The 24,337-nt window shown below is 50.3% G+C and carries 23 protein-coding genes and 1 riboswitch; of the genes, 15 read left to right on the forward strand and 8 right to left on the reverse strand.

What is annotated here, in order from left to right; all coding sequences use genetic code 11:
- Window positions 1–57 precede the first annotated feature (57 nt).
- Window positions 58–1,785, reverse strand: a complete 1,728-nt coding sequence (locus DFP94_RS10405) for a cellulase family glycosylhydrolase (RefSeq protein ID WP_114496426.1) — start codon at window positions 1,783–1,785, stop codon at window positions 58–60.
- 281 nt (window positions 1,786–2,066) lie between these two features.
- Here DFP94_RS10405 and DFP94_RS10410 point away from each other — a divergent pair, with 281 nt between their 5' ends.
- The 7 genes from DFP94_RS10410 to speD all read left to right on the forward strand — a co-directional run bounded on the left by DFP94_RS10410 (window position 2,067) and on the right by speD (window position 11,484).
- On the forward strand, window positions 2,067–2,411 hold the full coding sequence (locus tag DFP94_RS10410; protein ID WP_114496427.1) for a DUF805 domain-containing protein: 345 nt from the start codon (window positions 2,067–2,069) through the stop codon (window positions 2,409–2,411).
- 170 nt (window positions 2,412–2,581) lie between these two features.
- Entirely contained in the window at window positions 2,582–2,986 is a 405-nt protein-coding gene (mscL, locus tag DFP94_RS10415) for a large conductance mechanosensitive channel protein MscL (protein ID WP_114496428.1), read from the forward strand.
- 295 nt (window positions 2,987–3,281) lie between these two features.
- Window positions 3,282–6,017 (forward strand): glycoside hydrolase family 9 protein, encoded by a 2,736-nt coding sequence (locus DFP94_RS10420; protein ID WP_114496429.1) that lies wholly within the window; start codon window positions 3,282–3,284, stop codon window positions 6,015–6,017.
- A 155-nt stretch (window positions 6,018–6,172) separates the two neighbouring features.
- A complete protein-coding gene (locus DFP94_RS10425) occupies window positions 6,173–9,094 on the forward strand; it encodes a glycoside hydrolase family 48 protein (RefSeq protein ID WP_425459256.1) in 2,922 nt (973 codons plus the stop codon).
- 71 nt (window positions 9,095–9,165) lie between these two features.
- Window positions 9,166–10,059, forward strand: coding sequence for a saccharopine dehydrogenase family protein (locus DFP94_RS10430; RefSeq protein ID WP_181873095.1), 894 nt, complete (start codon window positions 9,166–9,168; stop codon window positions 10,057–10,059).
- Between the two features lie 133 nt (window positions 10,060–10,192).
- Window positions 10,193–10,543, forward strand: coding sequence for a DUF2087 domain-containing protein (locus tag DFP94_RS10435; protein ID WP_114496432.1), 351 nt, complete (start codon window positions 10,193–10,195; stop codon window positions 10,541–10,543).
- A 134-nt stretch (window positions 10,544–10,677) separates the two neighbouring features.
- Window positions 10,678–11,484 carry an adenosylmethionine decarboxylase gene (gene speD, locus DFP94_RS10440; protein WP_114496433.1) on the forward strand — a complete coding sequence of 269 codons (807 nt, stop codon included), beginning with the start codon at window positions 10,678–10,680 and terminating at the stop codon, window positions 11,482–11,484.
- Between the two features lie 51 nt (window positions 11,485–11,535).
- On the opposite strand, the gene rpmG is transcribed toward speD, so the two are convergent.
- Together rpmG and DFP94_RS10450 are read right to left on the reverse strand one after the other, a co-directional pair.
- Window positions 11,536–11,685 (reverse strand): 50S ribosomal protein L33, encoded by a 150-nt coding sequence (rpmG, locus tag DFP94_RS10445; protein WP_059046469.1) that lies wholly within the window; start codon window positions 11,683–11,685, stop codon window positions 11,536–11,538.
- 45 nt (window positions 11,686–11,730) lie between these two features.
- Window positions 11,731–12,957, reverse strand: a complete 1,227-nt coding sequence (locus DFP94_RS10450) for a GTP-binding protein (protein WP_114496434.1) — start codon at window positions 12,955–12,957, stop codon at window positions 11,731–11,733.
- A 226-nt stretch (window positions 12,958–13,183) separates the two neighbouring features.
- Here DFP94_RS10450 and DFP94_RS10455 point away from each other — a divergent pair, with 226 nt between their 5' ends.
- Both DFP94_RS10455 and DFP94_RS10460 read left to right on the forward strand, forming a co-directional pair.
- Window positions 13,184–14,275 (forward strand): permease, encoded by a 1,092-nt coding sequence (locus DFP94_RS10455; protein ID WP_114496435.1) that lies wholly within the window; start codon window positions 13,184–13,186, stop codon window positions 14,273–14,275.
- Between the two features lie 10 nt (window positions 14,276–14,285).
- Window positions 14,286–15,197: a TIGR03943 family putative permease subunit gene (locus DFP94_RS10460; protein WP_245954702.1), complete on the forward strand. Its 912-nt coding sequence runs from the start codon at window positions 14,286–14,288 to the stop codon at window positions 15,195–15,197.
- Between the two features lie 28 nt (window positions 15,198–15,225).
- On the opposite strand, the gene DFP94_RS10465 is transcribed toward DFP94_RS10460, so the two are convergent.
- Entirely contained in the window at window positions 15,226–15,636 is a 411-nt protein-coding gene (locus DFP94_RS10465) for a NusG domain II-containing protein (protein WP_114496436.1), read from the reverse strand.
- A gap of 201 nt (window positions 15,637–15,837) precedes the next feature.
- Between DFP94_RS10465 and DFP94_RS10470 the strand changes: the two genes are divergently transcribed.
- Window positions 15,838–16,326, forward strand: coding sequence for a flavodoxin domain-containing protein (locus DFP94_RS10470; protein ID WP_114496437.1), 489 nt, complete (start codon window positions 15,838–15,840; stop codon window positions 16,324–16,326).
- A gap of 66 nt (window positions 16,327–16,392) precedes the next feature.
- Here the strand turns inward: DFP94_RS10470 and DFP94_RS10475 are convergent, their stop codons facing one another.
- Together DFP94_RS10475 and DFP94_RS10480 are read right to left on the reverse strand one after the other, a co-directional pair.
- Complete coding sequence (locus tag DFP94_RS10475) at window positions 16,393–17,415, reverse strand: ABC transporter substrate-binding protein (RefSeq protein WP_114496805.1); 1,023 nt, start codon at window positions 17,413–17,415, stop codon at window positions 16,393–16,395.
- A gap of 148 nt (window positions 17,416–17,563) precedes the next feature.
- Window positions 17,564–19,078, reverse strand: a complete 1,515-nt coding sequence (locus tag DFP94_RS10480) for a copper amine oxidase N-terminal domain-containing protein (protein WP_114496438.1) — start codon at window positions 19,076–19,078, stop codon at window positions 17,564–17,566.
- 177 nt (window positions 19,079–19,255) lie between these two features.
- A riboswitch (PreQ1 riboswitch) is annotated at window positions 19,256–19,299 on the forward strand.
- A 122-nt stretch (window positions 19,300–19,421) separates the two neighbouring features.
- Between DFP94_RS10480 and queC the strand changes: the two genes are divergently transcribed.
- The 5 genes from queC to DFP94_RS10505 all read left to right on the forward strand — a co-directional run bounded on the left by queC (window position 19,422) and on the right by DFP94_RS10505 (window position 23,360).
- Window positions 19,422–20,117 carry a 7-cyano-7-deazaguanine synthase QueC gene (gene queC, locus DFP94_RS10485; protein ID WP_114496439.1) on the forward strand — a complete coding sequence of 232 codons (696 nt, stop codon included), beginning with the start codon at window positions 19,422–19,424 and terminating at the stop codon, window positions 20,115–20,117.
- The gene (gene queD / locus DFP94_RS10490) at window positions 20,117–20,611 is read left to right on the forward strand and encodes a 6-carboxytetrahydropterin synthase QueD (RefSeq protein WP_114496806.1); all 495 of its coding nucleotides are present in this window, start codon (window positions 20,117–20,119) and stop codon (window positions 20,609–20,611) included. Before queC ends, queD begins: the two co-directional genes overlap by 1 nt.
- Window positions 20,604–21,395 carry a 7-carboxy-7-deazaguanine synthase QueE gene (queE, locus tag DFP94_RS10495; RefSeq protein ID WP_114496440.1) on the forward strand — a complete coding sequence of 264 codons (792 nt, stop codon included), beginning with the start codon at window positions 20,604–20,606 and terminating at the stop codon, window positions 21,393–21,395. Before queD ends, queE begins: the two co-directional genes overlap by 8 nt.
- 417 nt (window positions 21,396–21,812) lie before the next feature.
- A complete protein-coding gene (gene queF, locus DFP94_RS10500; RefSeq protein ID WP_114496441.1) occupies window positions 21,813–22,310 on the forward strand; it encodes a preQ(1) synthase in 498 nt (165 codons plus the stop codon).
- Window positions 22,311–22,391: 81 nt separating this feature from the next.
- Complete coding sequence (locus DFP94_RS10505; RefSeq protein ID WP_114496442.1) at window positions 22,392–23,360, forward strand: 2-hydroxyacid dehydrogenase; 969 nt, start codon at window positions 22,392–22,394, stop codon at window positions 23,358–23,360.
- A gap of 144 nt (window positions 23,361–23,504) precedes the next feature.
- Here DFP94_RS10505 and DFP94_RS10510 read toward each other — a convergent pair whose 3' ends face one another.
- A complete protein-coding gene (locus DFP94_RS10510; RefSeq protein ID WP_114496443.1) occupies window positions 23,505–23,750 on the reverse strand; it encodes a hypothetical protein in 246 nt (81 codons plus the stop codon).
- Window positions 23,751–23,944: 194 nt separating this feature from the next.
- Window positions 23,945–24,244: a hypothetical protein gene (locus DFP94_RS25275; protein ID WP_147273848.1), complete on the reverse strand. Its 300-nt coding sequence runs from the start codon at window positions 24,242–24,244 to the stop codon at window positions 23,945–23,947.
- Between the last annotated feature and the right edge of the window lie 93 nt (window positions 24,245–24,337).

Genomic DNA, 24,337 nt, shown 5'->3' on the forward strand with positions numbered 1-24,337 from the left:
AGAGAAGCCCCGGCCCGTTAAAGACACGCGGCTTGAGGCTTCCCAATCTAGGGCCCGCTAATCCCGGGAAACTTGCCCGGTCACGCTGGTTCCCTTTTTCGAAATTTTGTAGTTTACGATCTCTCCGCTCCAGAAGTGGAATTTTAAGATCACGTCTCCGTCCTTCACTTCCTTGAAAAATTCCGGTTTCAACTGAATTTCGTCGGTTGCGAACGAAGGAGCAAAGGTATATCCGAATTCCTTGAAGGAGGTCCAATCCTGCGGTCCCGCATTGCCCCCGCCGGAATATACGGCTTCCATCGTGGCTAGCTGATTTCCGTTAAAGGTAGTCGGAATTGCAAAATCCTCTGTGGAACCCGAAGCATTGCCCAACTCCGGAGTTATATAAACGGTAATTTTAAAATTCCATTCCGGTCCTTGATTGAATTTAGCGGTTACAATCGCATTTTGCCCCAAATGGCCGGCCGTCGTAAGTTTGGCGAGGCGTCCTGCCTTAAGAACGAGTTCTTCTCCATTCAATTCGTAATCTTCTCCCTGAGCAAGCTTCTCGCTTCCCGCAAACAAGCCGGTCAGTTGATTACCGTTCAGATTCAGCTCGATTTTTGCATCCTGAATCTCGTCGCCTTGCTTCAGGTAAACCAAGTCACTCTCCGCCGTGGACGAACGTCCCGTCCATCCCGCTTTCATAATATTGAACAATTGCTCGTCAGACCATTTGAACGTGGTACGGCCAAAATGCTGCCCGTTGTCCCACAGCATATGCGTAATTTTCTTTTCGTTCAGATAGTTGGTCAAAATCTCGAAAAATTTCAACGTTTCGCCCTGTTCGATAACGCCGGTATTTTTATCGAAGCCAAGCAACCCGTATTCGCCAAGAATGACCGGAATCCCCTTCGACACCAAAGTGTTGTAAATGTTATCAAAAGTCGTGGTCAAATCGTTCAACGTATCTTTTTCGAGCTTATAGTAACCGGCGATATTGACGCTAAACGGCCAAAAGCCATAAAAATGGACGGTAGCGATCAAGTTTGGATCGTCAAGCTTAAGGATCGTATTGTAAAGCTCGGTCAAATCCTCCTGCGCAGGCGAAGTTTCGCGCGTCGGAATTACCAGTGGGCGTTCAGCATTCAGACCACCGGAGTTTCTTACGATTTTGTGGAAAGAGGTGATCAACTCGCTCAGCATCTCATATTGCTTGGCGCGATCGGTCGTGCCGCCGTCGGTGAACCGCGGTTCGTTGATTGCTTCAAAAATCAGCTTGTTGGAGTGATCCTTAAAACGGTCGGCAATTTGAGTCCACGCCGATTGGTAACGCGCCAGCACTTCATCGTGATTCTTTTCCATATGGCTTACCCACTGCCACGAATCATGATGCATGTTGATCATCACGTACAATTTGCACTCCAAAGCCCAGTCCACAACTTCTTCTACCCGGTCAAGATAGGCAGGATCAATACTATAGTCCGGCGCTTCGCCCATGTGCTGTCCCCAGGTCACCGGGATACGGATGCTTTTGTAACCTTGATCGGCGATTTGTTGAATCAACTCTTTCGTTACGCGAGGATTGCCCCACGAGGTCTCATCGTCGCCTGTAGCATCAAGGGTATTTCCCAAATTCCATCCGGGCTGCATAGCTTCTACATAAGATTGCATACTGATTTTCCCGGTGTCTTTAGCGCTAGCGGCTTGTTTCGGATCGGCGGATGCGACGGTTGAAAACATCGAAACCAGCAACACAGCAGCCATGGCCAATGACCAGACCGGACGATATCGTTTTTTGCCCATACCCAACAATTTCCTCCCTTGTAAATTGTTTTGCTTCATTTTTTGAAAGCGTTTTCCTATCTACTTAATAACGTAACACATCACTTCTTCGCAAAAATACCGTACTAATTTATGGAAAAATCATGTACTAATCAGAGGTCTGTCAGGTTTAGTTATAAAATTAGGAAAATGATTTAAAAAGGTTGTTAAATTTCAGAATTTTTTTCTAAGGAACTAGAACAAGCCATGGAATGAATATACATAGTTCGCAGAGAAAAATTGATGCGGGAGGGAATAGAATCATGGAGTGGTATCTCAAGGTTTTACAAAATTATGCGGGGTTTCAAGGGAGGGCCCGGCGTAAAGAGTACTGGATATTCTTTCTGTTGAATTTCATTATTGGCCTTGTCCTTGGCTTTGTAAGCGGACTCTTTGGGATACCCAACATACTCGGCTACCTTTATGCGCTGGCCGTATTAATCCCCTCCATCGCCCTGGTCTTCCGCCGGCTGCATGATACGGGCAAAAGCGGCTGGTGGATTCTGATCAGTTTCGTGCCAATCGCCGGGACAATTATCCTGCTTGTATTCATGTGTCTGGACAGCGACGAAGGCACGAATCAGTACGGCACGAATCCTAAATACTAAATTGTTGCGGAAACAATATGGTTATCCCTGCCTCCCTTCCAGAGGGAGGTTTTTTTTCAATAACACGGTTGGCACTTTTCAGCAATTCGGATAAAATAACTCTAAATGTAAGCTTAGTAACTGTCTTGACGGTTGCGGACAAATTTTGGACAAGGATGGGTGAACCGCCTATGTGGAAAGAATTTAGAGCCTTTGCTTTGAAAGGAAATATTCTCGATCTCGCGATCGGGGTCATCATCGGGGCCGCCTTCGGCAAGATCGTCGCTTCGCTGGTAAGCGATATTATTATGCCGCTGGTAGGACTGCTACTCGGGGGCATCGATCTATCCGGCCTAACGTATACGATTGGGGATGCCCCATTAAAATATGGGCTGTTTTTGCAAACCGTGGTCGATTTCCTGATCGTTTCTTTTTCCATCTTCCTCTTTATAAAAGCGATCTCCAGATTCAAACGGAAGGAAGAAACCAAACCGGAGAAAGCTCCGACACCTTCCAACGAGGAAGTCCTTTTGGCCGAAATCCGGGATTTGTTAAAACAAAACGTCCGGCTGAACAAGCCGGAGGCTCGAGATTAACAAAAGTAGCGATCCCTCGGTTGACATATTTTGAGCACTTACGTGAATCCCTCATGTCGAGAATGAGGGTTTTTTCACATTCTTATGGAATTAATAGAAATTTTTTACTGTAAAAAACTAGAAAATAATAGTTTTGTATGGTATATTATGGATGGGACAAGGTAACTCCTACCCTATGTCGAAGACAGCGCGTCCTCTACTTTGCCGAAAGTGAGGTGAACGGGCTATTTTTTTGTCGCTTCAGCCGAAAGTCGTTTGTTTAGTAGAATCACTCTAAGAGAGGATGAAATCTGCTATGGGCAAATGGTTCAAGAAAAGTAGTGCACTGTCATTCAGTATTTTGTTAGCGCTTACAAGCTATTCGGGCTGGTCCTCCCTTCCCGGCAAAGCAAGCGCAGCCGCTTCCGATTACAATTATGCCGAGGCGCTGCAAAAGTCGATCTATTTCTATGAAGCGCAGCGATCCGGAGAGCTTCCCGATAACAACCGCGTGGAATGGCGTGGAGGTTCGGGATTGCAGGACGGTGCGGACGTAGGACATGATCTGACCGGCGGGTGGTATGATGCCGGCGACCACGTCAAATTCGGATTCCCGATGGCTTCAACGGCAACCCTGCTGGCCTGGTCGGTTTATGAATATCGTGAAGGTTATGAACAGTCCGGTCAACTGGATGAAATTCTGGACAATATTCGCTGGGCAACGGACTATTTCATGAAAGCGCATACAGCTCCGAATGAGTTGTGGGGTCAAATCGGCAACGGAACGGCGGACCACAACTGGTGGGGGCCGGCCGAAGTGATGCCGATGCAGCGCCCAGCATACAAAATCGACGCCACCCATCCCGGTTCCGATCTGGCCGGTGAGACGGCCGCCGCGCTGGCAGCCGCATCGATCATTTTTAAGGACAGCGATCCCTCCTATTCCGCCGAACTGCTCCAGCATGCCAAGGAATTGTATAGCTTCGCGGATCAATACCGCGGAAAATATTCAGACAGTATAACGGATGCCAAGCAGTTTTATAATTCCTGGAGCGGTTATGCGGATGAGCTCAGTTGGGGAGCAATCTGGCTGTACCTGGCGACCCAGGAGCAGGGTTACCTGGATAAAGCGATCGCGGCAAGCGATCTGTGGAGCACCAATCAGCAAGGACAATGGGATTACAAATGGACCCATGCTTGGGATGACAAACACTATGGAGCCCAGCTTCTGCTGGCCCGGATTACCGGAGATCCCCGTTTCGTTCAATCCACAGAACGGAATATGGAGTTCTGGACGACCGGCGTTAGCGGCACGAGTGAAAAGGTAACGTACACTCCCGGAGGGTTGGCCCATCTCGATCAATGGGGCGCCCTGCGGTATTCTGCCAACCAGGCATTTCTGGCCTTTGTGTATTCCGATTGGGTGAGCGATGCCACGAAGAAAATAAACGCGCGTTCATTCGCTGAACAGCAAATTTTGTATATGCTGGGCGACAATCCGCGGAATAGCAGCTATGTCATCGGCTTCGGCGATAACTCGCCACAGCATCCGCATCATCGCACCTCTCACGGATCTTGGGCGGACAGCCAGTCCGTGCCGGTAAATCATCGCCATGTGCTGTACGGCGCGCTTGTCGGCGGACCGTCAAAAACCGACGCCTACACCGACTCGATCGGGGATTACGTGTCCAACGAAGTTGCGACGGATTATAATGCCGGATTCACCGGTGCATTGTCCAAAATGATGCTGCTTCACGGCGCCGGCCAGCAGCCCCTCTCCTCGTTCCCTGCGCCGGAAACGCGCGAGGACGAAATGTTCGTGGAGGCTTCGGTCAACGCCAGCGGCAGCAACTTCATCGAGATCCGGGCCTTGCTGAACAATCGCTCCGGATGGCCCGCACGCGCTAGCGAAGACATGTCCTTCAAATATTATCTTGATCTTAGCGAAGCGGTCGCCGCAGGTTATGGTCCGGAAGATATTACGGTGGCTGCCGGAGGCTATAACCAGGGGGCTACCGTATCCCAATTACAGCCGCACGATGAAGCGAACAACATTTACTATACGACCATTGATTTCAGCGGAACCCGCATCTATCCGGGGGGCCAATCTGCCTACCGTAAAGAGGTGCAATTCCGTATCGCCGGACCGCTGAATACGAATTTCTGGGATAACAGCAATGACTTTTCTTATCAGGGAATCGGGACTGGAAGTGCGGGACCTGTAAAAACAGCCAATATTCCAGTGTTTGACGCAGGTGTCCGGGTATTCGGCGAATTGCCGGACGGAGGAGGAAATCCGGGAGAACCCAAGGTTCCAGCAGCACCTAAAGGAGTAAAAGCAACTGCAGGCAGCGGAACCGTAGACTTGTCCTGGAATGCGGTAGCGGGAGCTGCCGATTATGTGATTCAACGTTCGGAAGCAAGCGGCGGTCCTTATACTTCCGTTGGCAGCGTGACCGGAACCTCGTTCAGCGATAGCGGTCTGATTAACGGAACGACTTATTTCTACGTCGTAACGGCGAGAAATCAGGTCGGCAGCAGCCTCCCTTCCGCTCAAGTCGGCGCTACACCTCGAGAAATCCCCATTCCTACGGAAGGGGACATAAAAGTTCAATATCGCACCAACGACACCAGTGCCGAAGATAATCAAATCCGGGCCCAGCTCAAGATCGTCAACACCGGAGACGAAAGCATTTCGCTAAGCAATGTGAAGCTGCGCTATTATTACACGATCGACGGAGACAAAACGCAGGAGTTTCATTGCGATTACGCCGCCATCGGCAGCGGCAACGTCAGCGGCTCTTTCGTCAAACTGGAATCGCCTCTTCCCGGGGCCGATTATTATCTTGAAATTTCGTTTGGCCCGAGTGCGGGCACCCTGGCACCGGGTGCCGACAGTGGCGATATTCAAATCCGCTTCAACAAAACCGATTGGACCAATTATAGCGAAAGCGATGATTATTCATATGACGGAACCCGGCAAAGTTATGCCGAGTGGGACAAGACCCCATTGTACCTGAACGGAACACTCGTATGGGGAGCACAGCCTTGAGCCAAGCCTTGATTAAGCTGACTGCCAAGATCGATAATCAAAACCATTCAATCCTTACCAAATCACATTGAAGGGATGATGGATTTATGAAAAGATCGAACGTGTTCAGGAAACCCCTCTCACTCGCATTGACCGCGGCTTTACTATTTTCCCTAATGACCGGTGTATTCGGGGCCGGCGCTCCCAAAGCGATGGCCGCCTCCACGGAGGAAACCCGCTTTCTGCAGCTTTACGATCAGCTTAAAGATCCCGCTAGCGGATATTTTTCTCCCGAAGGCATTCCCTATCACGCCGTTGAAACCTTGATGAGCGAAGCCCCGGACTACGGGCATATGACGACTTCCGAAGCTTACAGCTACTGGATGTGGCTGGAAGTACTATATGGCTACTATACGGGAGACTGGAGCAAGCTGGAAGAGGCATGGGATAACATGGAGAAATATATTATCCCGGTAAATGAAGGCGACGGAAAAGAAGAACAGCCTACCATGAGCTACTATAACCCCAACAGTCCGGCGACCTATGCTGCCGAGTATAACCAACCGGACAAGTACCCCAGCCAGTTAAGCGGACAATATGCCGCGGGCAGGGATCCCCTCGATACGGAGCTGAAAGCCACCTACGGCAATAACCAGACCTATCTCATGCACTGGCTCGTTGACGTGGATAACTGGTACGGTTTCGGAAACCTACTCAACCCGAGCCATACCGCCGCTTACGTTAACACTTTCCAACGGGGCGAACAGGAATCGGTTTGGGAAGCGGTTCCTCATCCATCCCAGGACGACAAATCGTTCGGAAAACCCGGCGAAGGTTTTATGACCCTCTTCACGAAAGAGAGCAACGCGCCGGCCGCACAATGGCGTTATACCAACGCCACGGATGCCGATGCGCGGGCGATCCAGGCCATGTATTGGGCCAAAGAACTCGGTTATGACAATGAAGTGTATTTGCAAAAAGCCGAAAAGATGGGCGACTATTTGCGCTACGGCATGTACGACAAGTACTTCCAGCAAATCGGCAGCGCCTCCGACGGCTCGCCTTCTGCCGGTACGGGTAAAAATGCTGCACACTATCTGATGGCCTGGTATACCGCCTGGGGCGGCGGGCTTGGAAACACCGGCAACTGGGCTTGGCGCATCGGCGCCAGCCATGCGCATCAAGGCTATCAAAACGTGGTCGCAGCCTATGCCCTCTCCGACCCGGAAGGCGGCTTGATTCCGTCTTCGCCGACGGCGGGCCAAGACTGGGCGACCTCGCTAAAGCGGCAGCTTGAGTTCTACTCCTGGCTGCAGTCCAGTGAAGGCGCCATTGCCGGCGGGGCGACCAACAGTTATGATGGCGCCTACAAAGCCTATCCGGCAGGAACCAGTACGTTCTACGAAATGGCTTATGATGATGCACCCGTTTACCATGATCCACCTTCCAACAACTGGTTCGGTATGCAAGCCTGGCCGGTGGAACGCATTGCGGAGTACTATTATATTCTCGCTTCCAATGGAGACACCACGTCCGAAAACTTCCAAATGACCAAGCAAGTCGTTGAAAACTGGATCGACTGGTCGATGGATTACGCCTTCGCTAACAACCGTCCGGTGACCGATTCGGAAGGCTATTACCTCGATCAACAAGGGAATCGGGTACTCGGCGGCAACGATCCGCAAATCGCCACGGTCTCCGCTCCCGGGGAATTCTGGATTCCTAGCAATCTGGAATGGCAAGGCAAACCGGACAGTTGGAACGGATTCAGCAATCATACCGGTAATCCGGGCCTTCATGTTGTCACTAAAAATCCGGGGCAAGACGCCGGGGTACTCGGCAGCTATATCAAGGCTTTGACCTTCTTTGCAGCCGCTACGAAGGCGGAAAACGGCAGTTACACCGCCCTCGGCAGCCAGGCTGAACAATTGGCCAAATCGCTGCTGGATGCCGCCTGGGGATACAACGACGGCGTGGGCATCACAACGGTTGAGCCCCGCGGCGATTATTACAGATATTTCATGAAGGAAATTTATTTCCCGAACGGTTGGAACGGAACCTTCGGCCAAGGCAACGCCATTCCGGGAAGCAGCGCCGTGCCTTCCGACCCGGCCAAAGGCGGAAACGGAGTATACGCCAGCTATATCGACGTCCGTCCGGACATTACTAACGATCCTGCCTGGTCTTATCTAGAGAACAAATTCAACACATCATGGAATCCGCAAACGAAACAATGGGATAGCGGAGCTCCGGAATTCACGTACCACCGCTTCTGGTCTCAAGTCGACATGGCTACGGCCTATGCCGAATATGACCGGCTGATTAACGGTAGAGGCGGAGGCCCGGTTGATCCGGTGGCTCCAAAAGCACCTACAGCACTTAGAGCGACAGCCGGCGATGCTCAAGTCGGCTTAACCTGGAACAAATCGGCCGGCGCCGAGTCTTATACAGTCAAACGGGCGACGGTTAGCGGCGGGCCTTACACTAACATCGCCACGATTTCCGTAAATGCTTACGACGATTTCGACGTGGTCAATGACACGACCTACTACTATGTAGTTAGCGCAAGCAATGCGGTAGGTGCCAGCCCGGATTCCGCAGAGGTCAGCGCAACGCCGACGGAGGCACCGATTCCGGCGGAAGGCGATTTGACCGTCCAGTACCGGACGAATGACAACAACGCAAACGACAATCAAATCCGGGCTCAATTCAAAATCGTCAACAACGGTGATGAAGCCATTGCGTTAAGCGACGTAAAACTGCGTTACTATTACACCATCGATGGAGACAAGGCCCAGCAGTTCCACTGCGACTATGCCGCGATCGGAAGCAGCAACGTCAGCGGCGCTTTAGTCAAAGTGGATCCTGTAGTCACCGGCGGCGACTACTATATTGAAATCTCCTTCGGCAGCGGAGCGGGAAGCCTGGCCCCCGGTGCGGACACCGGCGAAATTCAAGTCCGCATCAATAAAACCGACTGGAGTAACTATGCGGAAGCGGACGACTTCTCTTATGATTCGACCAAATCGGCATACGCCGACTGGGAGCGCGTTCCTGCCTACCTGAACGGCAGCCTGGTTTGGGGACTTGAGCCTTAATCCGTAATCATCGCAATGAAAGGCCCGGCGGACTTCATCCGCCGGGCCTTTCATGAGTTCGCCATATTTTATTGCCATCAAATCTGTTCATCCTCCGGCAATTATTGTTAAATAAAGGCAAGGCTAAACTGCTACTGGAGTACACCTCGGTAGGACTTGTACTGGCAGGAAGAAATGAAACCAAAGCTGAAGAAATCGCATCCCGCTTGAACAGGCAATTCGGGGAGGACCGAGCCAGAGGGCATTATTCCGACGCTGCCGATCCTGCTTCGCTCAAAGCGGTAATGCAACCCGCGGATCTGGCCATCGTCGCCTCCAGCACCTCGCAATACACCCGTGAAATCGCTGTTGCCGCTCTGGAAACCGGCACCGACAATCTGGATATTCAATACTCTTCTTATAAAATGGCCGTCTTAAAAGGTCTGGAGCAGGATATGATCACCGCAGGCTGTTGTTTCATTACCGACGGCGGTTTTCATCCCGGCCTTGCGGCTGTTCTCGTACACCAGGCTGCGGCTTCTTTCGATTCGCTCGAATCGGCTAACGTCGGCAGCGTCATCAAAATAAACTGGCCATCGTTAAACTTAAGCAAGGCCACGGTTCAGGAATTGGTCGAGGAATTGAAAGATTTCAACACCTCCTATTTTAATCAAGGCCGCTGGAAAAAAGGCGGCATGCGCAAAATGAATTTCGGAGAGCCATTCGGCACCTCCCGTTGCAGCGCAATGATGCTTGAAGAAATGTGTTCGCTGCCCAGCCGATACCCTGCACTAAAAGAGATCGGTTCTCTCCACCATGAAGACGGCTACAAACTCACGGCAATTCCGGTAGCCGCCTGCATCCGGCAATATTTAGACGGATCGATACGGCAACCGGGATTAAGGATGCAAGCCAACCTGGTTCATGGCGGCAGATTGCTGAAAGATATCGAGACCATGGGGGTCGTCATCAAGGAAAAGGTCTAATTTTTGCAGTCTGCCGAGCAAAGCATGCATTGACTCCTTAACATAATTCGATTATCATCTAATTAAATAACAATCGAATTTCAAAAGTTTTATTTCTGTTCCGATTTGAACAGTTTAAGGAGGATTCTTTTCCATGAACCGACAGGAAGACGAAGAGCAAAAAGCGGAGCAACGAACCATGAACCCAAAACAACAGGCGACTCAGACCAACGTCATCAAAAACTTCTTTACCGCCGAAGGAAGACTAAAGGAGTTGCCCACCAAATATAAGAAGAAATTAATCGTACTTCACCATCTTGTCTCGGAGCTGGAACCGGGCCGTACTTATACGGAGAAAGAAATCAACGAGTATATCAAACCGCATCACGAGGATTATGCGACCATCCGCAGAGAGTTTATCATTCACGGGCTCATGAGCCGGGATAGGGAAATTTATAAGCTGAACCCTAAGGAACAGTGGGACAGATGGGATAATTTATCCTGATTCTTCCTTTCATAACGGCGATCTCTACCCTTCTCTCCAGCTAAACGTTTTTTCCGCAACAGAATGGGTATAAAAGTAAAGTAATGCAAACAAACTTTACCGAGAGACCAGCCACGAAAAAGGGGGATTCCCTCATGAAACTGACCCAGGAACAGCGGATACAGTTGCACGAGTTTAACAACCTGACCAAATCGCTCAGCTTTAATATGTATGACATTTGCTATACGCGAACCAAAGAGGAGCGCGAAGCCTATATCGCCTACATCGACGAGCAATACAATTCGGACCGGCTGACGAAAATCCTGACCACTGTCGCGGAAATCATCGGTGCCCATGTGCTGAATGTCGCCAAGCAGGATTACGTTCCCCAAGGGGCCAGCGTGACGGTGCTCGTCTCGGAAGGTCCAGTCGTGGAGGTCCCGAACGAATCGTTTGAGGAATCTCCCGGGCCGCTTCCCGACAATGTAGTTATCCAACTGGACAAAAGCCACATTACCGTCCACACGTATCCCGAATATGATCCGAATGAGGGCATCAGCACGTTCCGAGCGGATATCGACGTCTCTACCTGCGGCGAAATTTCGCCGCTCAAAGCACTGAACTATTTAATTCATTCCTTTGATACCGATATTATGACGATCGATTACCGGGTCAGGGGCTTCACCCGCGATATCAACGGCCAAAAGATGTTTATCGATCACGATATCAGCTCGATTCAGAACTATATTCCCGACGAGGTGCTCGATCAATACCACATGATCGACGTCAACGTGTATCAGGAACATATTTTTCACACCAAATGCAAGTTAAGGGAATTCGATCTGAACAACTATCTGTTCGGCTACACTAAAGATAGCCTTAGTTCCCAGGAACAACTGGAAATTACGGAGCGGCTGACGATCGAAATGGACGAAATTTTTTACGGAAAAAATATCATTTGACCGGCCGTAGGCCGGTCTTATTTATTTGTGAGCGTCCACCCATCCATCCGGCTATCTCGTTTCTCTGTGAATGGTATATTTTCTTAGCCGCGGCGAATATTTACGCAGTTCGAGACGTTCCGGATGAGTTTTCTTGTTTTTGGTGGTCGTATAATTTCTGTCCCCACATTCCGTGCAAGCCAGAGTGACAACTACGCGCATTTACCTTCACCTCCTTCCTTTTCGGTACAATCCATTAAATCCGGTTCAGTTGCCCACAGCCGCCTCATAGTCCTCATCGCTGATCCAGGGGAGCGGGTTGTTGAACCCGGACCAGTCCATCTTCAACTCCTCCTCAGTCAGCAGGCAATCGTCCAGGTTCCGCTCCAGCTCGCTTCGGTCCATATCGATGCCGATCAACACGATTTCGTTCATGCGGTCGCCCCAGACGGAATCCCATTTCGCCAGCACTTCCGGTTCCATCCGGAACACTTCCTGCCGTTCTTCCTCCGGCAGTGCGGCCACCCAACGCCCGGACGGGCCGAACTGGATCGAAGGGCCTGCTTGACTCAAGCTGGCCGCCAGGTCATCATGTTTTACGGCGAGCCAAACGGTCCCTTTCGCTCTTACGACTTCAACCGGCCAGTTTTCCAGCACCTTGGCGAGCCTTTCCGGATGAAAAGGTTTCGATCTCCGGTACACGAAGGAACCGATGCCGTACTCTTCCGTCTCGGGCGTATGCTCTTCCTTCTGAAGCTCCTTGATCCATCCCGCGGACAAGCTGGCTTTTTCGAAATCAAACAGTCCCGTATTCAATATCTCCTTCGGATCCACGATGCCGTTGCTTGAAGTGATCAGCTTGGCCGTAGGCTGCAGCTTGCGCAGCACCCCTTTAAGCTCCTCCAGCTCCTCATCGCCCACCAGATCGGATTTGTTCAAGATCAGCACATCGCAAGTTTCGATCTGGTCGATCAGTAAATCGACCACATCCCGGGTATCCTCTTCCCCTGTCGCCTGGCCCCGGTCCAACAGCGTTTCGCCCGAGCCGAAATCATGCCAGAATCGATAGGCATCCACGACGGTCACCATGCAATCCAGTCTGGCAAAGGCGGTCAAGTCGATTCCCGTGTCGGGATCCTCATAAGTAAATGTCTGGGCAATCGGAACCGGCTCACTGATTCCGGTCGATTCAATCAGAATATAATCAAACCGGCCTTCCGCCGCCAGCTTTTGGACTTCCCGCAGTAAATCGTCCCGGAGCGTGCAGCAAATGCAGCCGTTGGACAGCTCCACCAGCTTCTCTTCCGTTCTCGATAATTGGGCCCCATTGCTCACGAGGCCGGCATCGATATTAATTTCGCTCATGTCATTCACGATCACGGCTACTTTCATACCGCCGCGCTGATTCAGTATGTGGTTAAGCAGCGTGGTTTTCCCTGAACCCAAATAACCGCAAAGCACGGTGACCGGTATTATTTTCGTATCTAAAGTCACTAAAGTCACTTGCCCCTTTCAAAGTTATTAACGTTTTATTTAATCGTAATTATTACGATTAATAACCTTTACTATATCCCCCTCTCTCCAAGTTGTCAACGTCAGCAGCTTTATTGATTTATTTTTTCTGAACATTCATGAAAAGTTTTGCTTTTCCGTTCTGAACTCCTGACTTTCTAAATAGTAATGATTATGATTAAGTTTCCTAAAGAGGAGATTCCCGTCGATGAACGAACCGTTTCCGCTCCGTATCCTTCCTATTTTGGCGCCTGCAGCATTCATTCTGGCTTGTCTGACCGTCCTATTGCCTCTCCCTGCGGGTTCCATCAATCTGAGCTACCTCTATACGTTCAGGACAAGCTTTCTCGGCATATTACTCGAGGCGCTGCCGTTTGTCCTGCTAGGATCGCTATTGTCTTCGCTGGTGCATTTATATGTATCCGAACAACTGCTGAAAAAGTGGATTCCCAAAAACCCCGCCGCCGGAATTTTAACCGCCTGTATTCTCGGACTTTTGTTCCCGGTTTGCGAGTGCGGCATGATTCCGCTGATCCGCAGACTGATCCAGAAAGGCATGCCGGTATACATTGCGACTGTTTTTATTTTATCGGGACCGATTATCAATCCGGTCGTCTTCGGCGCGACCTACATGGCTTTTCGGATGTATCCCGAGATGGTTTACGCCCGGATGGGACTGGCCTTTTTCGTAGCCGCCTCCATCGGGGTCATGATTTACATCACCTGGAAAAGCGACCCGCTTAAAACGGCTCCTGTCTCCAAGGCACACTCCCATTCCCACCATGCTTATCATGAACATGATCATCATGACCACGACGACCCTCATGACCACCATCATAATCACGCGTGCCACCATCACGATCACCATCCCCATTCAAATCATCACGAAAAAAAGTGGACCTCCATCTTTGTACACACGGCGGATGAATTTTTCGATATGGGCAAATATTTGTTGCTGGGCTGCATGCTTACCGCAGGAATTCAATCCTTTGTGGCAAAAGAAAGCCTGGAATCCATCGGCAGCGGCCCGGTCAGTGCCTATGTGTTCATGATGGGATTCGCATTTCTGCTGTCCCTTTGCTCCACTTCCGATGCTTTTGTTGCCCAAACGTTTCTCCATTCGTTCTCGTCCGGTTCCTTGCTCGCTTTCCTTGTCTTCGGTCCGATGCTCGATTTCAAAAATACGTTAATGCTGTTGTCTGTTTTCAAAACGAAATTCGTCATTTATCTAGCTTTTCTGATTTGCACGGTGGTCTTTACGGGGGCGGTTGCTGCAGATGCTTTCTTTTTAAGCCAATAGGAGGGAACTTATGATGAAAGAAGGGCCTGTCTTCCGGAGCCATGAACTAATCCGGGCACTTATCTTACTCGGCTTCGCCTTATATATCGCACGTTTGTCCGCCACTGGATATCTTCAATATTACGTCGCGCCGGAAATGTATCCTTGGCTACGGCTGAGCGTCATTCCGCTCGTCGCGCTATCACTCAATCTTGCTTATCGGGCTTTGTTCGGGACGAAGAACGGTATGGATTGCCATTGCGAACGCCCCGTCGCCGGTTCCAAACTTAAACATTCGGCGATCTATGCCCTATTTATCCTTCCACTACTGTTAGGAAGCCTACTTCCCGACAAGGCTCTCGGGGTCACGGCCGCATCAAAAAAAGGCATGATTCTCGGATCCCCCGTATTGACCAGGGAACAGCTGGATGGCAAGTTCAAAGCACCGGACAAGTACAATGTAGAATTTGCCGAGCTAGCCAAGCTGCTATATGTGCAAGAACCGATCGAAGTTAAACCGGAAATATATTCGGAAATCGTAGGGGCCATACAACTGTTCAAAGAAGAGTTTAAAGGGAAAAAGATCAGGCTGAGCGGGTTTGTTTACCGCGATGAGGGGATGTCACCGGATCATGAATTTGTCCTGGGACGTTTTCTTGTGCAATGCTGCACGGCTGATGCCTATCCCTTCGGCGTTCCGATTAGGCTTCAAACTAATCATCCGGCAATCCGGAACGATGCATGGCTAGAAGTTGAGGGGAACCTGATAACGGAAATTCGCGAAGGCAGGGAAGTTATCGCGGTTGCAGCCGAGCGGGTGACCGAAATTCCACGACCGGATACCCCTTATATTTACCTCAACAGTAAAGAGGTGGAACAATGGATACAAAAGGCAAGAGAGTCTTCCGGAGGTATTGGACCCGGATCTGCGGAAAAATTGTAAACACAGGCCCAGGCTTGAACCTTTCCTTTTAACGGGCATAAGCATCCACTTCATCTTCCATGGTTTCCTTGTTGGCCTTACTGCTGGCGATTTCCACGTAAACTCGGTTCGGGACGCAGATGATGGTCTCATTGGGCCGGGATATGAATCCCATGGCCATGGAAATTTTTTTGGGACAATCCGCAAAAATCATCTGAATGCCCCCGTCAAACTTTTTAAGAATATTGTGTCCGAATTCGGTTTTGATCTCAATTTCTTCCGAGTCTCCGTCCAAGGGAACGGTTTTGTACAATTGGCCGTCCACCGTGATGACTGCGTTCAGGTCTGCCGGATTATACGTATTACTTTGTTCATTAAAATAGCGGAGCCCCAGCCAGAAGATACCTACTACGACAAGCACGGCGATGAGCCACAGATCACCCTTTTTTAACTTCAACATGTCAGACTTCCCCTCGCAGATCCGGGCTCAATCCCGTTTAATTGTAATAATTACGAATACAAAACAATACTAAAAAAACTCATAGTCATTTGTCAATGCGCAATGATATGGTTGCAAGCTTGGCTGTATGATAAATCTCTTATCTCTTGGAGACTCCATCTTATATAATTTGGAAAATGAGGATTACATAGGAGGTTCGATATGAGTGTATTGATTGCTTATGCCGGTAAGTACGGCTGTACGGCAAAATGCGTGTCCATACTGGAATCCCAGTTGACGGGCCCGGTAAGTATAGTTAATTTGCATCATGATCCCCTTCCCGACCTCGCTGCTTTTGAAAAGATAATTATCGGCGGATCGATCTACTATGGACAGCTGCAAAAGCCTTGCGTCCGGCTATTCCGGGAGCATCTGAAGACGCTAATGCAAAAAAAAGTCGGAGTGTTCATTTGCTGCGGGTCCCCGGAACAATCAGACGAATTTGTCACGCGTGCGCTACCGTCCGAATTGAGGGATTCCGCACTGAAAATTTCATGCTTCGGAGGAGAATTGAAACCGGATGCCATGAACTGGTGGGACCGGTTCGTTACCTCCATGGTCGCAAAGTCCGCCGCCAAAAAGAACGCGTCTCCCTCCACCATTCTGCAAGAGGCTATAATCGACTTTTCCGCCGTCATGAATAAGGCCTAAAAAAATCAAAAGGCTGCCGCATTCCTAAGATGTCTTAAGAATACGGCAGCCTGCTCAATATAGGTCTTACTTTTGATTTTGACTCAGAATCATATCCGTAAGAATATCAACCTGCTTCTCCAAATTCAAGCCGTCAACCATCCAGAATTCCTTCATATCAAGGAAATACACATGATTGTTTTTCACGGCCGGGATGTTTTTCCAGATTGCCCCGTTCATAATTTCCTTGGCCCGCTCTGCCCCGCCGTCAGGTTCATATACGGTGACAAACATATGGTCTGCCGCATAATCTCCCAGCACTTCAAGCGAAATATCCGCACCTGTTCCCGGGAACACCTCGGACTGGATTTTCGGCAACGGCTTCAGCCCGAACATTTCATACAAGTTGTATCCCGCATCTCTTGTGTTCGGCCATACCCAAAAGTTTTTGGCCCAAATCGAGTAGGTACCGATCGTTTGATCCGGTCCGATGACTTCCTGCAACTTTTGTTTCGCTTCTTCCGCTTTTTGTTTGTAACGGGTAATGAATTCTTCCGCTTCCTTTTCGCGTCCAAGCAGATCGCCCATTGTTCTTACTTCATCGAGCGGATCGATGCCTTCCCAGCCCGAAGTGGCAAGCGTTACGGTCGTGGCAATCTTTTTTAACTGCTCCACGTTTTCCGCCGGTAAATACGACGGCACGATAATAAGGTCCGGATTTAGCTCCAGCACCTTTTCAACGGAGACGTCACCGACATTGGCTACGCCCTCCAGTTCTTTTTCCAAAAGCACGGAGTTTTCCAGAGCCAGCGATCCCGCACCGACCGGCTTCACGCCAAGCGCCAGCAAATCGCCCAAATGAGTGACCGATACAATCCGCTCCGGATGGGTCGGTACTTCGATATCCCCTTTCAGATCTTTGAATACCTTAGTCTTCGCCTCTTCCTTATTCGAGGTTTGATTCCCTGCATTCTGACCTGCTTCGCTGGTGGCCGCATTGCCGCCGTTGCCGCTGTTGTTAGCGCCATTTTGGCCTCCGCAAGCGGAAAGAACGATAGACAGCAGCAATATCGCCGCCAGTGATAATAAGCTGTGTTTCATGTAACGCATGATAGACCCTCCGTCGTCATTGATAATGATTATCATTTTCTTTATGTTCTCATAATATATCAGGAAGGCCTTCCTTGTCCACAAAAAAAGATTGCCCCCTCCTTAATCATGGAAGGGACAACCTTTTCGGTTACCTCAAATAAAAACGTTATTGGCGCTCAATCGCGATCCAGCCCTCTTCATCTACGGTCACCGTTGCACCGAGGGACTCTGCAATAAAGCGTAGCGGAACATACATCGTTCCATCCTGGTGAACGAATACCGGTTGATCCAGCGTGACCTTGTTACCGTTCACGGAAGCTTCCTTGGAACCTACGGAAACCGTAATCTGCGCGCCTGTAATGTCATCGATGATAACGATTTGCTTGGAGCCCGGAGTCCATTTCACTTCGGCATCCAGTTGTTCGGACAGATAGCGAAGCGGAACGAAGGAAGTGTTCTTTTTCGAGATCACGCCGTAGTATTCATTGTAAGGATCAAGAAAAATGGACTTATGCGTAATTTGTGCTTCGTCTTTCAGCAAATTGTAAACGACCGAACCCGGTTCGAAATTGCGTAACACTTGGCCCGGTGTCAATGTACCGTCCATGACGTCAATCACGCCGGCCGACGTATCCACTTTATCCGCGGTCACCGTGCCGCCCACATTCCAGATTTCGCTTGCCACCTTGACCTTAACGGCTTGGATCGGCAGATCTTCCGAAGCCGGCAGTGCCACGGACAACTCCAGGTTTTGCTTGCGGATGTTGAGTTTGCTGTCAAAACCAAGGTCCATCTTGAACACGGTATCTTTGCTCAGTACCGTCGAAATTTCCGGCGTTTCCGCCAACAAATCCGCCACTTGCTTATCGTAATCGGCCAGGAATTTGTTTAATTCTTCCTGGATCGCAGCCGTCAATGCTGCAACCGTCACCGCTTTGGATTCAGGCAAAGTCTCCACGTCCTCGGCATCCATAAATTCGCCGCCCATTTCAGAACTCAACAACGGGTAGAACACATCGTAAAATGTACCGATCAAATCTTTAATGCCCTGTTCATCCTTTGCGACACTTGTAAGGAATGGTTTGACCAGGCCGACCAGTTCGTCTCCTCTTACCTCAACCTGCAGGTTGGTCAGATTCACCGATTCCCCGTTTACCTTGTCACTAACCTGTTTCAACGAAATCTTGCTCGGATTCGGCAAATGCTTCAGGAGAAACTCGGTTGCCTGAACCGACAATTGCTGACTTTGTTCGCTGTAGGCAGCCATATCAGGCAAACCTGCGGCGGCGGAGTCAAGCGATATGTATATCGGCTGCTTGGCTCCTTCTACCTGGATCACCAAGCCTTTCTCATCCATCGACAATTGGAAAGGAAGATTTTTGCCGTCAAATCCGACCGTCCCTTTCAGCGAGGCCGTGCTGGCATCCTGCGTTTTGGCGCTATCTACTTTTAGCGAGAAGGAATTGATCAAATCTATGATTTTCTTGTCCTCTGCAGAGATCGCACCAGCTGCCGGTACAACTTCAACCGACATAGTTTGGCTCGATTCGCTCGATACCGGCTTAACGCTTTGCAAGAGTGCCTTGTTAATGTCAAAGCCTGCAACCGCTTGGCAACCGGCAAGCACTACTAACAGCAGCGCGAGCGGAAGCGCCAGCCATTTGGTTTTTATTATCTTCATCTGTTTATTTCCCCCTTCATATATTATATTCCATTATCATCCATGGGTTTACGGTTTGTAAATAGACAAATAGGCGGAATTATATCAATATTTCCATAGGATCAAATAATAGAGCTGTGATATAATAATTGCGGGTACAAACCCGAAACAATTGAAGAAGATCCGTGCGTTATCCGCACGGGAGAGGTTCGCGAACTCCCTCTATAAAAAACTAATGGTGCCCTGCACGGATCGCATGGGCTTGTTTTTTTGCGGTGTCAGTTCATGAACTCTCTTTCTTCTATTTCCAATAAGGCGGTTCATCGCCTTCGGAACAAATCCAAGAAGAATGAGAGGTTTTTTTATGCTTAAAAATGAAAAAGCAGTCGTTGTTTTCAGCGGCGGTCAAGACAGCACTACCTGCCTGTTTTGGGCGCTGAAGCTGTTTAGGGAAGTCGAAGCGGTCACTTTCGACTACGGCCAGCGCCATTCTCTGGAGATCGAATGCGCCAAGGGAATCGCCGCTGAGCTCGGCGTCCAATTGACCGTGCTGGACATGAGCCTGCTCGGACAATTAACTCAAAATGCGCTTACCCGCACCGATATTCCGATCGTGCATGTAGAAGGAGAGCTGCCCAGCACTTTCGTGGACGGAAGAAATCACTTGTTTCTTAGTTTCGCGGCTGTTTTGGCCAAGGGCGTCGGAGCCCGCCATCTGGTAACCGGCGTATGCGAGACCGATTTCAGCGGATATCCGGATTGCAGGGATGCCTTCGTCAAATCGCTGAACGTGACGTTAAATCTGGCAATGGACTACGAATTCGTCATTCATACGCCTTTAATGTGGATCGACAAAGCCCAAACCTGGCAAATGGCCGACGAACTGGGAGCTTTTGACTTTGTTCGCGAACGTACGCTGACTTGCTATAACGGCATCATTGGCGACGGATGCGGGGAATGCCCTGCCTGTAAGCTGAGAAGAGCCGGGATGGAGAGTTACCTGCATATGCGCGGCGAGGCCGGAGATTCTCAGGCCTCCGGGATGGAGGGACAGGAATGATGAACCGGGAACCGGGAGTATTTCGCATTGTGGAACGGCTGCATGTCTTCGGAGAGGATATCTCCGAAAACCAGCTTCGTTATCATCGGCGCCGCGTTCTTGTCAGCAAGCAATTCACCTTTGATGCGGCGCATCACCTGCATGCCTATGACGGAAAATGCAAAAACCTTCATGGCCATACGTACGAAGTCGTTTTCGGGATTAGCGGAAAGCCGGATGAGCGGGGAATCGCCATCGATTTCGGTACGGTAAAACAGATTTGGAAAGACGAAATCGAGGGCTATCTCGATCACCGCTATTTGAACGAAACGCTGCCCCCCATGAATACGACGGCGGAAAATATGGTCGTATGGCTATATGAAAAAATGGAGGCGGCCCTGTCGTCGGGCCGCTACCTCTCCTCCTTGCCGGACGCACGAACCGAATTCGTCCGCCTGTACGAAACGCCGACAAGCTTTGCCGAGGCGAGACGGGAGTGGATGCAGGATGAATAGCGGTAGCGGGATTAATTCGAGCCCCGGAAACGGGAATACCGACAATCCCGTTGGTACGCCCACGATCCCCGTGCTTGAGATCTTTGGTCCCACCGTCCAGGGCGAAGGTATGGTCATCGGCCAAAAGACGATGTTCGTCCGCACCGCAGGCTGCGACTACCGCTGCCTCTGGTGTGACTCCGCGTTTACCTGGGACGGCAGCGCCAAGGATTTGATCATCAAGATGACCCCGACGGAAATCCGGGACGAGCTGCGGAGAATCGGAGACAACCGGTTTTCCCATGTTACGCTGTCCGGCGGCAACCCCGCCCTCCTACCCCAGTTGGAGGGATTGGTATCGCTGCTCCGCGGTGAAGGCATTACTATAGCCGTGGAGACCCAAGGCTCCCGGTGGCAGGATTGGCTGGCCGAGATCCATCAGGTGACGCTCTCTCCAAAACCGCCGAGCTCCGGCATGGCTACAGATTGGCCGGTGCTGGACGACATTGTCGCCAAACTGTCAGCCCGGCCCGCTCCTTTCGCGGTGAGCCTCAAGGTCGTCGTCTTTGACGAAGCCGACCTGTCTTACACCAGGCAGGTACATGCCCGATATCCGGGCGTCGCGATGTTCCTGCAGGTCGGCAACCCCGACGTGCGGCGGATGGACATCGGTCACCACGCCGCGGATCTGCTGCATCGTTACGAAGGACTTATTGACCGGGTCATGTCCCTAAGCGATTTGAACGATGTACGCGTGTTGCCCCAGCTCCACGCCCTCGTGTGGGGCAATAGGCGGGGCGTTTGAAGCAGCTAGGGGCGGCAAGGGGTGTTGGGGGTTAGTTGGCGGTTAGTTGGGGGTTAGCTTGCGCTAACTCTCGTTTAGCTGGTGTTCTTGCCGCTGAACGCGAACAAACCGGCCGAATTAACTGGAAAACATACAGTTAATTCCGAGAATAGGAAACCAATTAAAGTAATAACTGGAAAACCTACAGCTATTTCTCCTCATTTGCTAAATTTAAGCGCGAACACGCAAAATTAACTGGAGGTTCTCCAGTTAATTACGCCGGGACAACTAAAACCCCAGACTTAACTGTAGAAAATCCAGTTAATCTCGCAGATGCGGATCAACATCCCGGGCATTCGTTCAACTATCGAGGCAAAACCATAACTAATTGATCTACCAGTGATCTGAGAGTTTTTTTATACTAAGGAGGAAAATACGATGTCAGGTAGACAACAGCAAGAAATGCAGAATGTGACACTCCTGGGCCACCAGGGTGTTAAATACCCGATGACCTATACCCCGGAAATCTTGGAGAGCTTTGATAACAAGCACCCGTATCGCGATTACTTCGTAAAATTCAATTGTCCGGAATTCACCAGTCTCTGTCCGATTACGGGTCAGCCGGACTTTGCCACCATTTACGTCAGTTACATTCCGGATATCAAAATGGTGGAGAGTAAATCTCTCAAGCTTTATTTGTTCAGTTTCCGAAACCATGGTGATTTCCATGAAGATTGCGTTAATATAATTATGAACGATCTGATTCAACTGATGGACCCGAAATACATCGAAGTGTGGGGCAAATTCACTCCGCGCGGCGGCATCTCCATTGATCCGTACTGTAACTATGGGCGTCCCGGCACCAAATATGAAGCCATGGCGGAGCACCGCTTACTGAATCATGACATGTACCCCGAAAAAGTAGATAACCGTTAAAAAAACATTTCTTTTCTCGGCTACGGCTCGGGCAGCCGCAAAGACCAAGCATTAAGACCTAAAGAGAGGAGTCGCTCGCTTATGAAACCGAAAGTGTATATTGCAAGAAAGGTCCCGCCGGAGGTGGAAGCCTATATCGGGGAACATTGCCGTTACGGCAAATGGGATCACCCGGAGCCAATCCCCCGTGCACGTCTACTTGAAAGCCTGGGCGATGCGGATGGACTTCTGACTTCCGGCGGTAAAATCAATGCGGAATTGTTGGAGCATGCCCCTCATTTGCGCGTTGTCAGCAATATCAGTGTGGGCTATAACAACTTTGACGTTGAGGCTATGAAAGCACGGGGAGTTCTGGGGACCAATACGCCTGATGTCCTGAACGAAACGGTAGCCGATTTGATTATGGGATTAATGCTGTCCACGGCACGGCGAATACCCGAATTGGACCGGTATGTAAAGGAAGGACAATGGAAACGCGGGGACGACGAAATCATGTTCGGACTGGACGTGCATCATAAAAAGCTTGGGATTATCGGGATGGGCAGCATCGGTGAAGCGGTCGCCCGCCGGGGCAAATTCGGATTCGGCATGGACGTGCTTTATCATAACCGCAACCGGAAGCCGGAAGCGGAAGCCGTCCTGCAGGCGGAATACCGCCACCTGCCCGACCTGCTACGAGAATGCGATTTCATCGTGCTGATGACGCCGTTGACGCCGGAAACCCGGGGATTGATCGGGCAACGCGAATTCTCGCTGATGAAACGGACCTCCGTATTCATTAATGCCTCCCGGGGCGCTACCGTGGACGAAGCCGCCCTAGTCCATGCCTTGGAGAACAGACAGATTTACGGGGCGGGGCTGGATGTGTTCGAACGGGAACCCGTGGCGGCCGACAATTCTTTGCTCGCCATGCCGAACGTGGTCACTCTGCCGCATATCGGGTCCGCGACGGAACATACGCGCCGGGAGATGGCGATGCTTGCCGCCGAAAATCTGGTGCTTGCATTGCAAGGACATACGCCTCCGAATATGGTTAAAGAACTGCAATAAACGCTAGTCAACTCACATCAGCAAAAAGACTATACAACAATGCATCAAAAAATCCTCCGGGATCCATGAATGATGGATCCCGGAGGATTTTTAACTTCTAAAATTACATTGGAATTGAAAATCAGCAGTGACTTTCCTTATCCCTTACTTATCTTCGAATCCCGTATGATACTTCCGCTCGCTGGAGGACGACTGCTTCGTAGCTTCCTTGTCCTTCTCATCCCGGACTTGAAGGTTCAAATCCTCGACCGGAATCGGATCCACGTTCCGCTCGCTCTCAAACCTATCAAAAAGACTGGGCTGTTCCGTAGGATACTGTTCGGGATGGTCCCGATCCGCGGAAACTTTTTCACGACGGTTTTGCTCCTGATTTACTGTACCTTTTGGCATGCTCTCACCTCGTTACGGCTTTGTACTTCCTTTATACCTCAAAACCATGAGGGATAAACATGGCGCCAACCTATGCTTAATCTTCGTCCAGAGCGGAGAGAACGTCTCCTCGTTTAGCCGTCCCGCCTCCGTATCGACCAGCAGTCGGACAAGCCAGGCCAATTCGGTCTAAGCATGCTCATACCGTCCGTCCATTAAATTGCAATACGCTCCGGGGAACGATTCCCTTGGGCTCGCAATAAATCTGATAGCAGAGGGTTCACTTGATGTTCGGCTTCAGTCACCCGTTCTCTGAGAATAGCGGCGATCTTTTCGCGTTCCCCTTTCCCGGCAAACACCAGGGCGTTGTACATGAGATGAAAAAGTGGGACTTCCTCCTTAAACCGGTCCAGCAGCAATTTTTGAAAATAGGCCCTTCCTTTGTCCGTGATCCGAAATACCGTTTTGTCCGGACGGGTGTCGCTATGAATGGTCTCCACAACTTCGATATACAATTGATTGGCCGACCGGTCGACAGCATAATAAAGAGAGCCGATTTTGAACCTGCCCTAGAAATCGGGAAATCGATCCTTCATCCGGGTCCGTAT

The sequence above is a fragment of the Fontibacillus phaseoli genome (genome assembly GCF_003337355.1).
GTDB classification, from domain to species: domain Bacteria; phylum Bacillota; class Bacilli; order Paenibacillales; family Paenibacillaceae; genus Fontibacillus; species Fontibacillus phaseoli.

Excerpts from the sequence above, each read along its gene's own strand:
- queF (WP_114496441.1), top strand. The coding sequence starts at position 21,813 with ATGTCAGGTAGACAACAGCAAGAAATGCAGAATGTGACACTCCTGGGC.
- DFP94_RS10460 (WP_245954702.1), top strand. The coding sequence starts at position 14,286 with ATGATGAAAGAAGGGCCTGTCTTCCGGAGCCATGAACTAATCCGGGCA.
- DFP94_RS10465 (WP_114496436.1), bottom strand. The coding sequence starts at position 15,636 with ATGTTGAAGTTAAAAAAGGGTGATCTGTGGCTCATCGCCGTGCTTGTC.
- DFP94_RS10470 (WP_114496437.1), top strand. The coding sequence starts at position 15,838 with ATGAGTGTATTGATTGCTTATGCCGGTAAGTACGGCTGTACGGCAAAA.
- DFP94_RS10405 (WP_114496426.1), bottom strand. The coding sequence starts at position 1,785 with ATGGGCAAAAAACGATATCGTCCGGTCTGGTCATTGGCCATGGCTGCT.
- queC (WP_114496439.1), top strand. The coding sequence starts at position 19,422 with ATGCTTAAAAATGAAAAAGCAGTCGTTGTTTTCAGCGGCGGTCAAGAC.
- DFP94_RS10475 (WP_114496805.1), bottom strand. The coding sequence starts at position 17,415 with ATGCGTTACATGAAACACAGCTTATTATCACTGGCGGCGATATTGCTG.
- DFP94_RS10425 (WP_425459256.1), top strand. The coding sequence starts at position 6,173 with ATGACCGGTGTATTCGGGGCCGGCGCTCCCAAAGCGATGGCCGCCTCC.
- DFP94_RS10455 (WP_114496435.1), top strand. The coding sequence starts at position 13,184 with ATGAACGAACCGTTTCCGCTCCGTATCCTTCCTATTTTGGCGCCTGCA.
- DFP94_RS10420 (WP_114496429.1), top strand. The coding sequence starts at position 3,282 with ATGGGCAAATGGTTCAAGAAAAGTAGTGCACTGTCATTCAGTATTTTG.
- DFP94_RS10510 (WP_114496443.1), bottom strand. The coding sequence starts at position 23,750 with ATGCCAAAAGGTACAGTAAATCAGGAGCAAAACCGTCGTGAAAAAGTT.
- DFP94_RS10480 (WP_114496438.1), bottom strand. The coding sequence starts at position 19,078 with ATGAAGATAATAAAAACCAAATGGCTGGCGCTTCCGCTCGCGCTGCTG.
- speD (WP_114496433.1), top strand. The coding sequence starts at position 10,678 with ATGAAACTGACCCAGGAACAGCGGATACAGTTGCACGAGTTTAACAAC.
- DFP94_RS10435 (WP_114496432.1), top strand. The coding sequence starts at position 10,193 with ATGAACCGACAGGAAGACGAAGAGCAAAAAGCGGAGCAACGAACCATG.
- DFP94_RS10410 (WP_114496427.1), top strand. The coding sequence starts at position 2,067 with ATGGAGTGGTATCTCAAGGTTTTACAAAATTATGCGGGGTTTCAAGGG.
- queE (WP_114496440.1), top strand. The coding sequence starts at position 20,604 with ATGAATAGCGGTAGCGGGATTAATTCGAGCCCCGGAAACGGGAATACC.
- queD (WP_114496806.1), top strand. The coding sequence starts at position 20,117 with ATGAACCGGGAACCGGGAGTATTTCGCATTGTGGAACGGCTGCATGTC.
- mscL (WP_114496428.1), top strand. The coding sequence starts at position 2,582 with ATGTGGAAAGAATTTAGAGCCTTTGCTTTGAAAGGAAATATTCTCGAT.
- DFP94_RS10505 (WP_114496442.1), top strand. The coding sequence starts at position 22,392 with ATGAAACCGAAAGTGTATATTGCAAGAAAGGTCCCGCCGGAGGTGGAA.
- rpmG (WP_059046469.1), bottom strand. The coding sequence starts at position 11,685 with ATGCGCGTAGTTGTCACTCTGGCTTGCACGGAATGTGGGGACAGAAAT.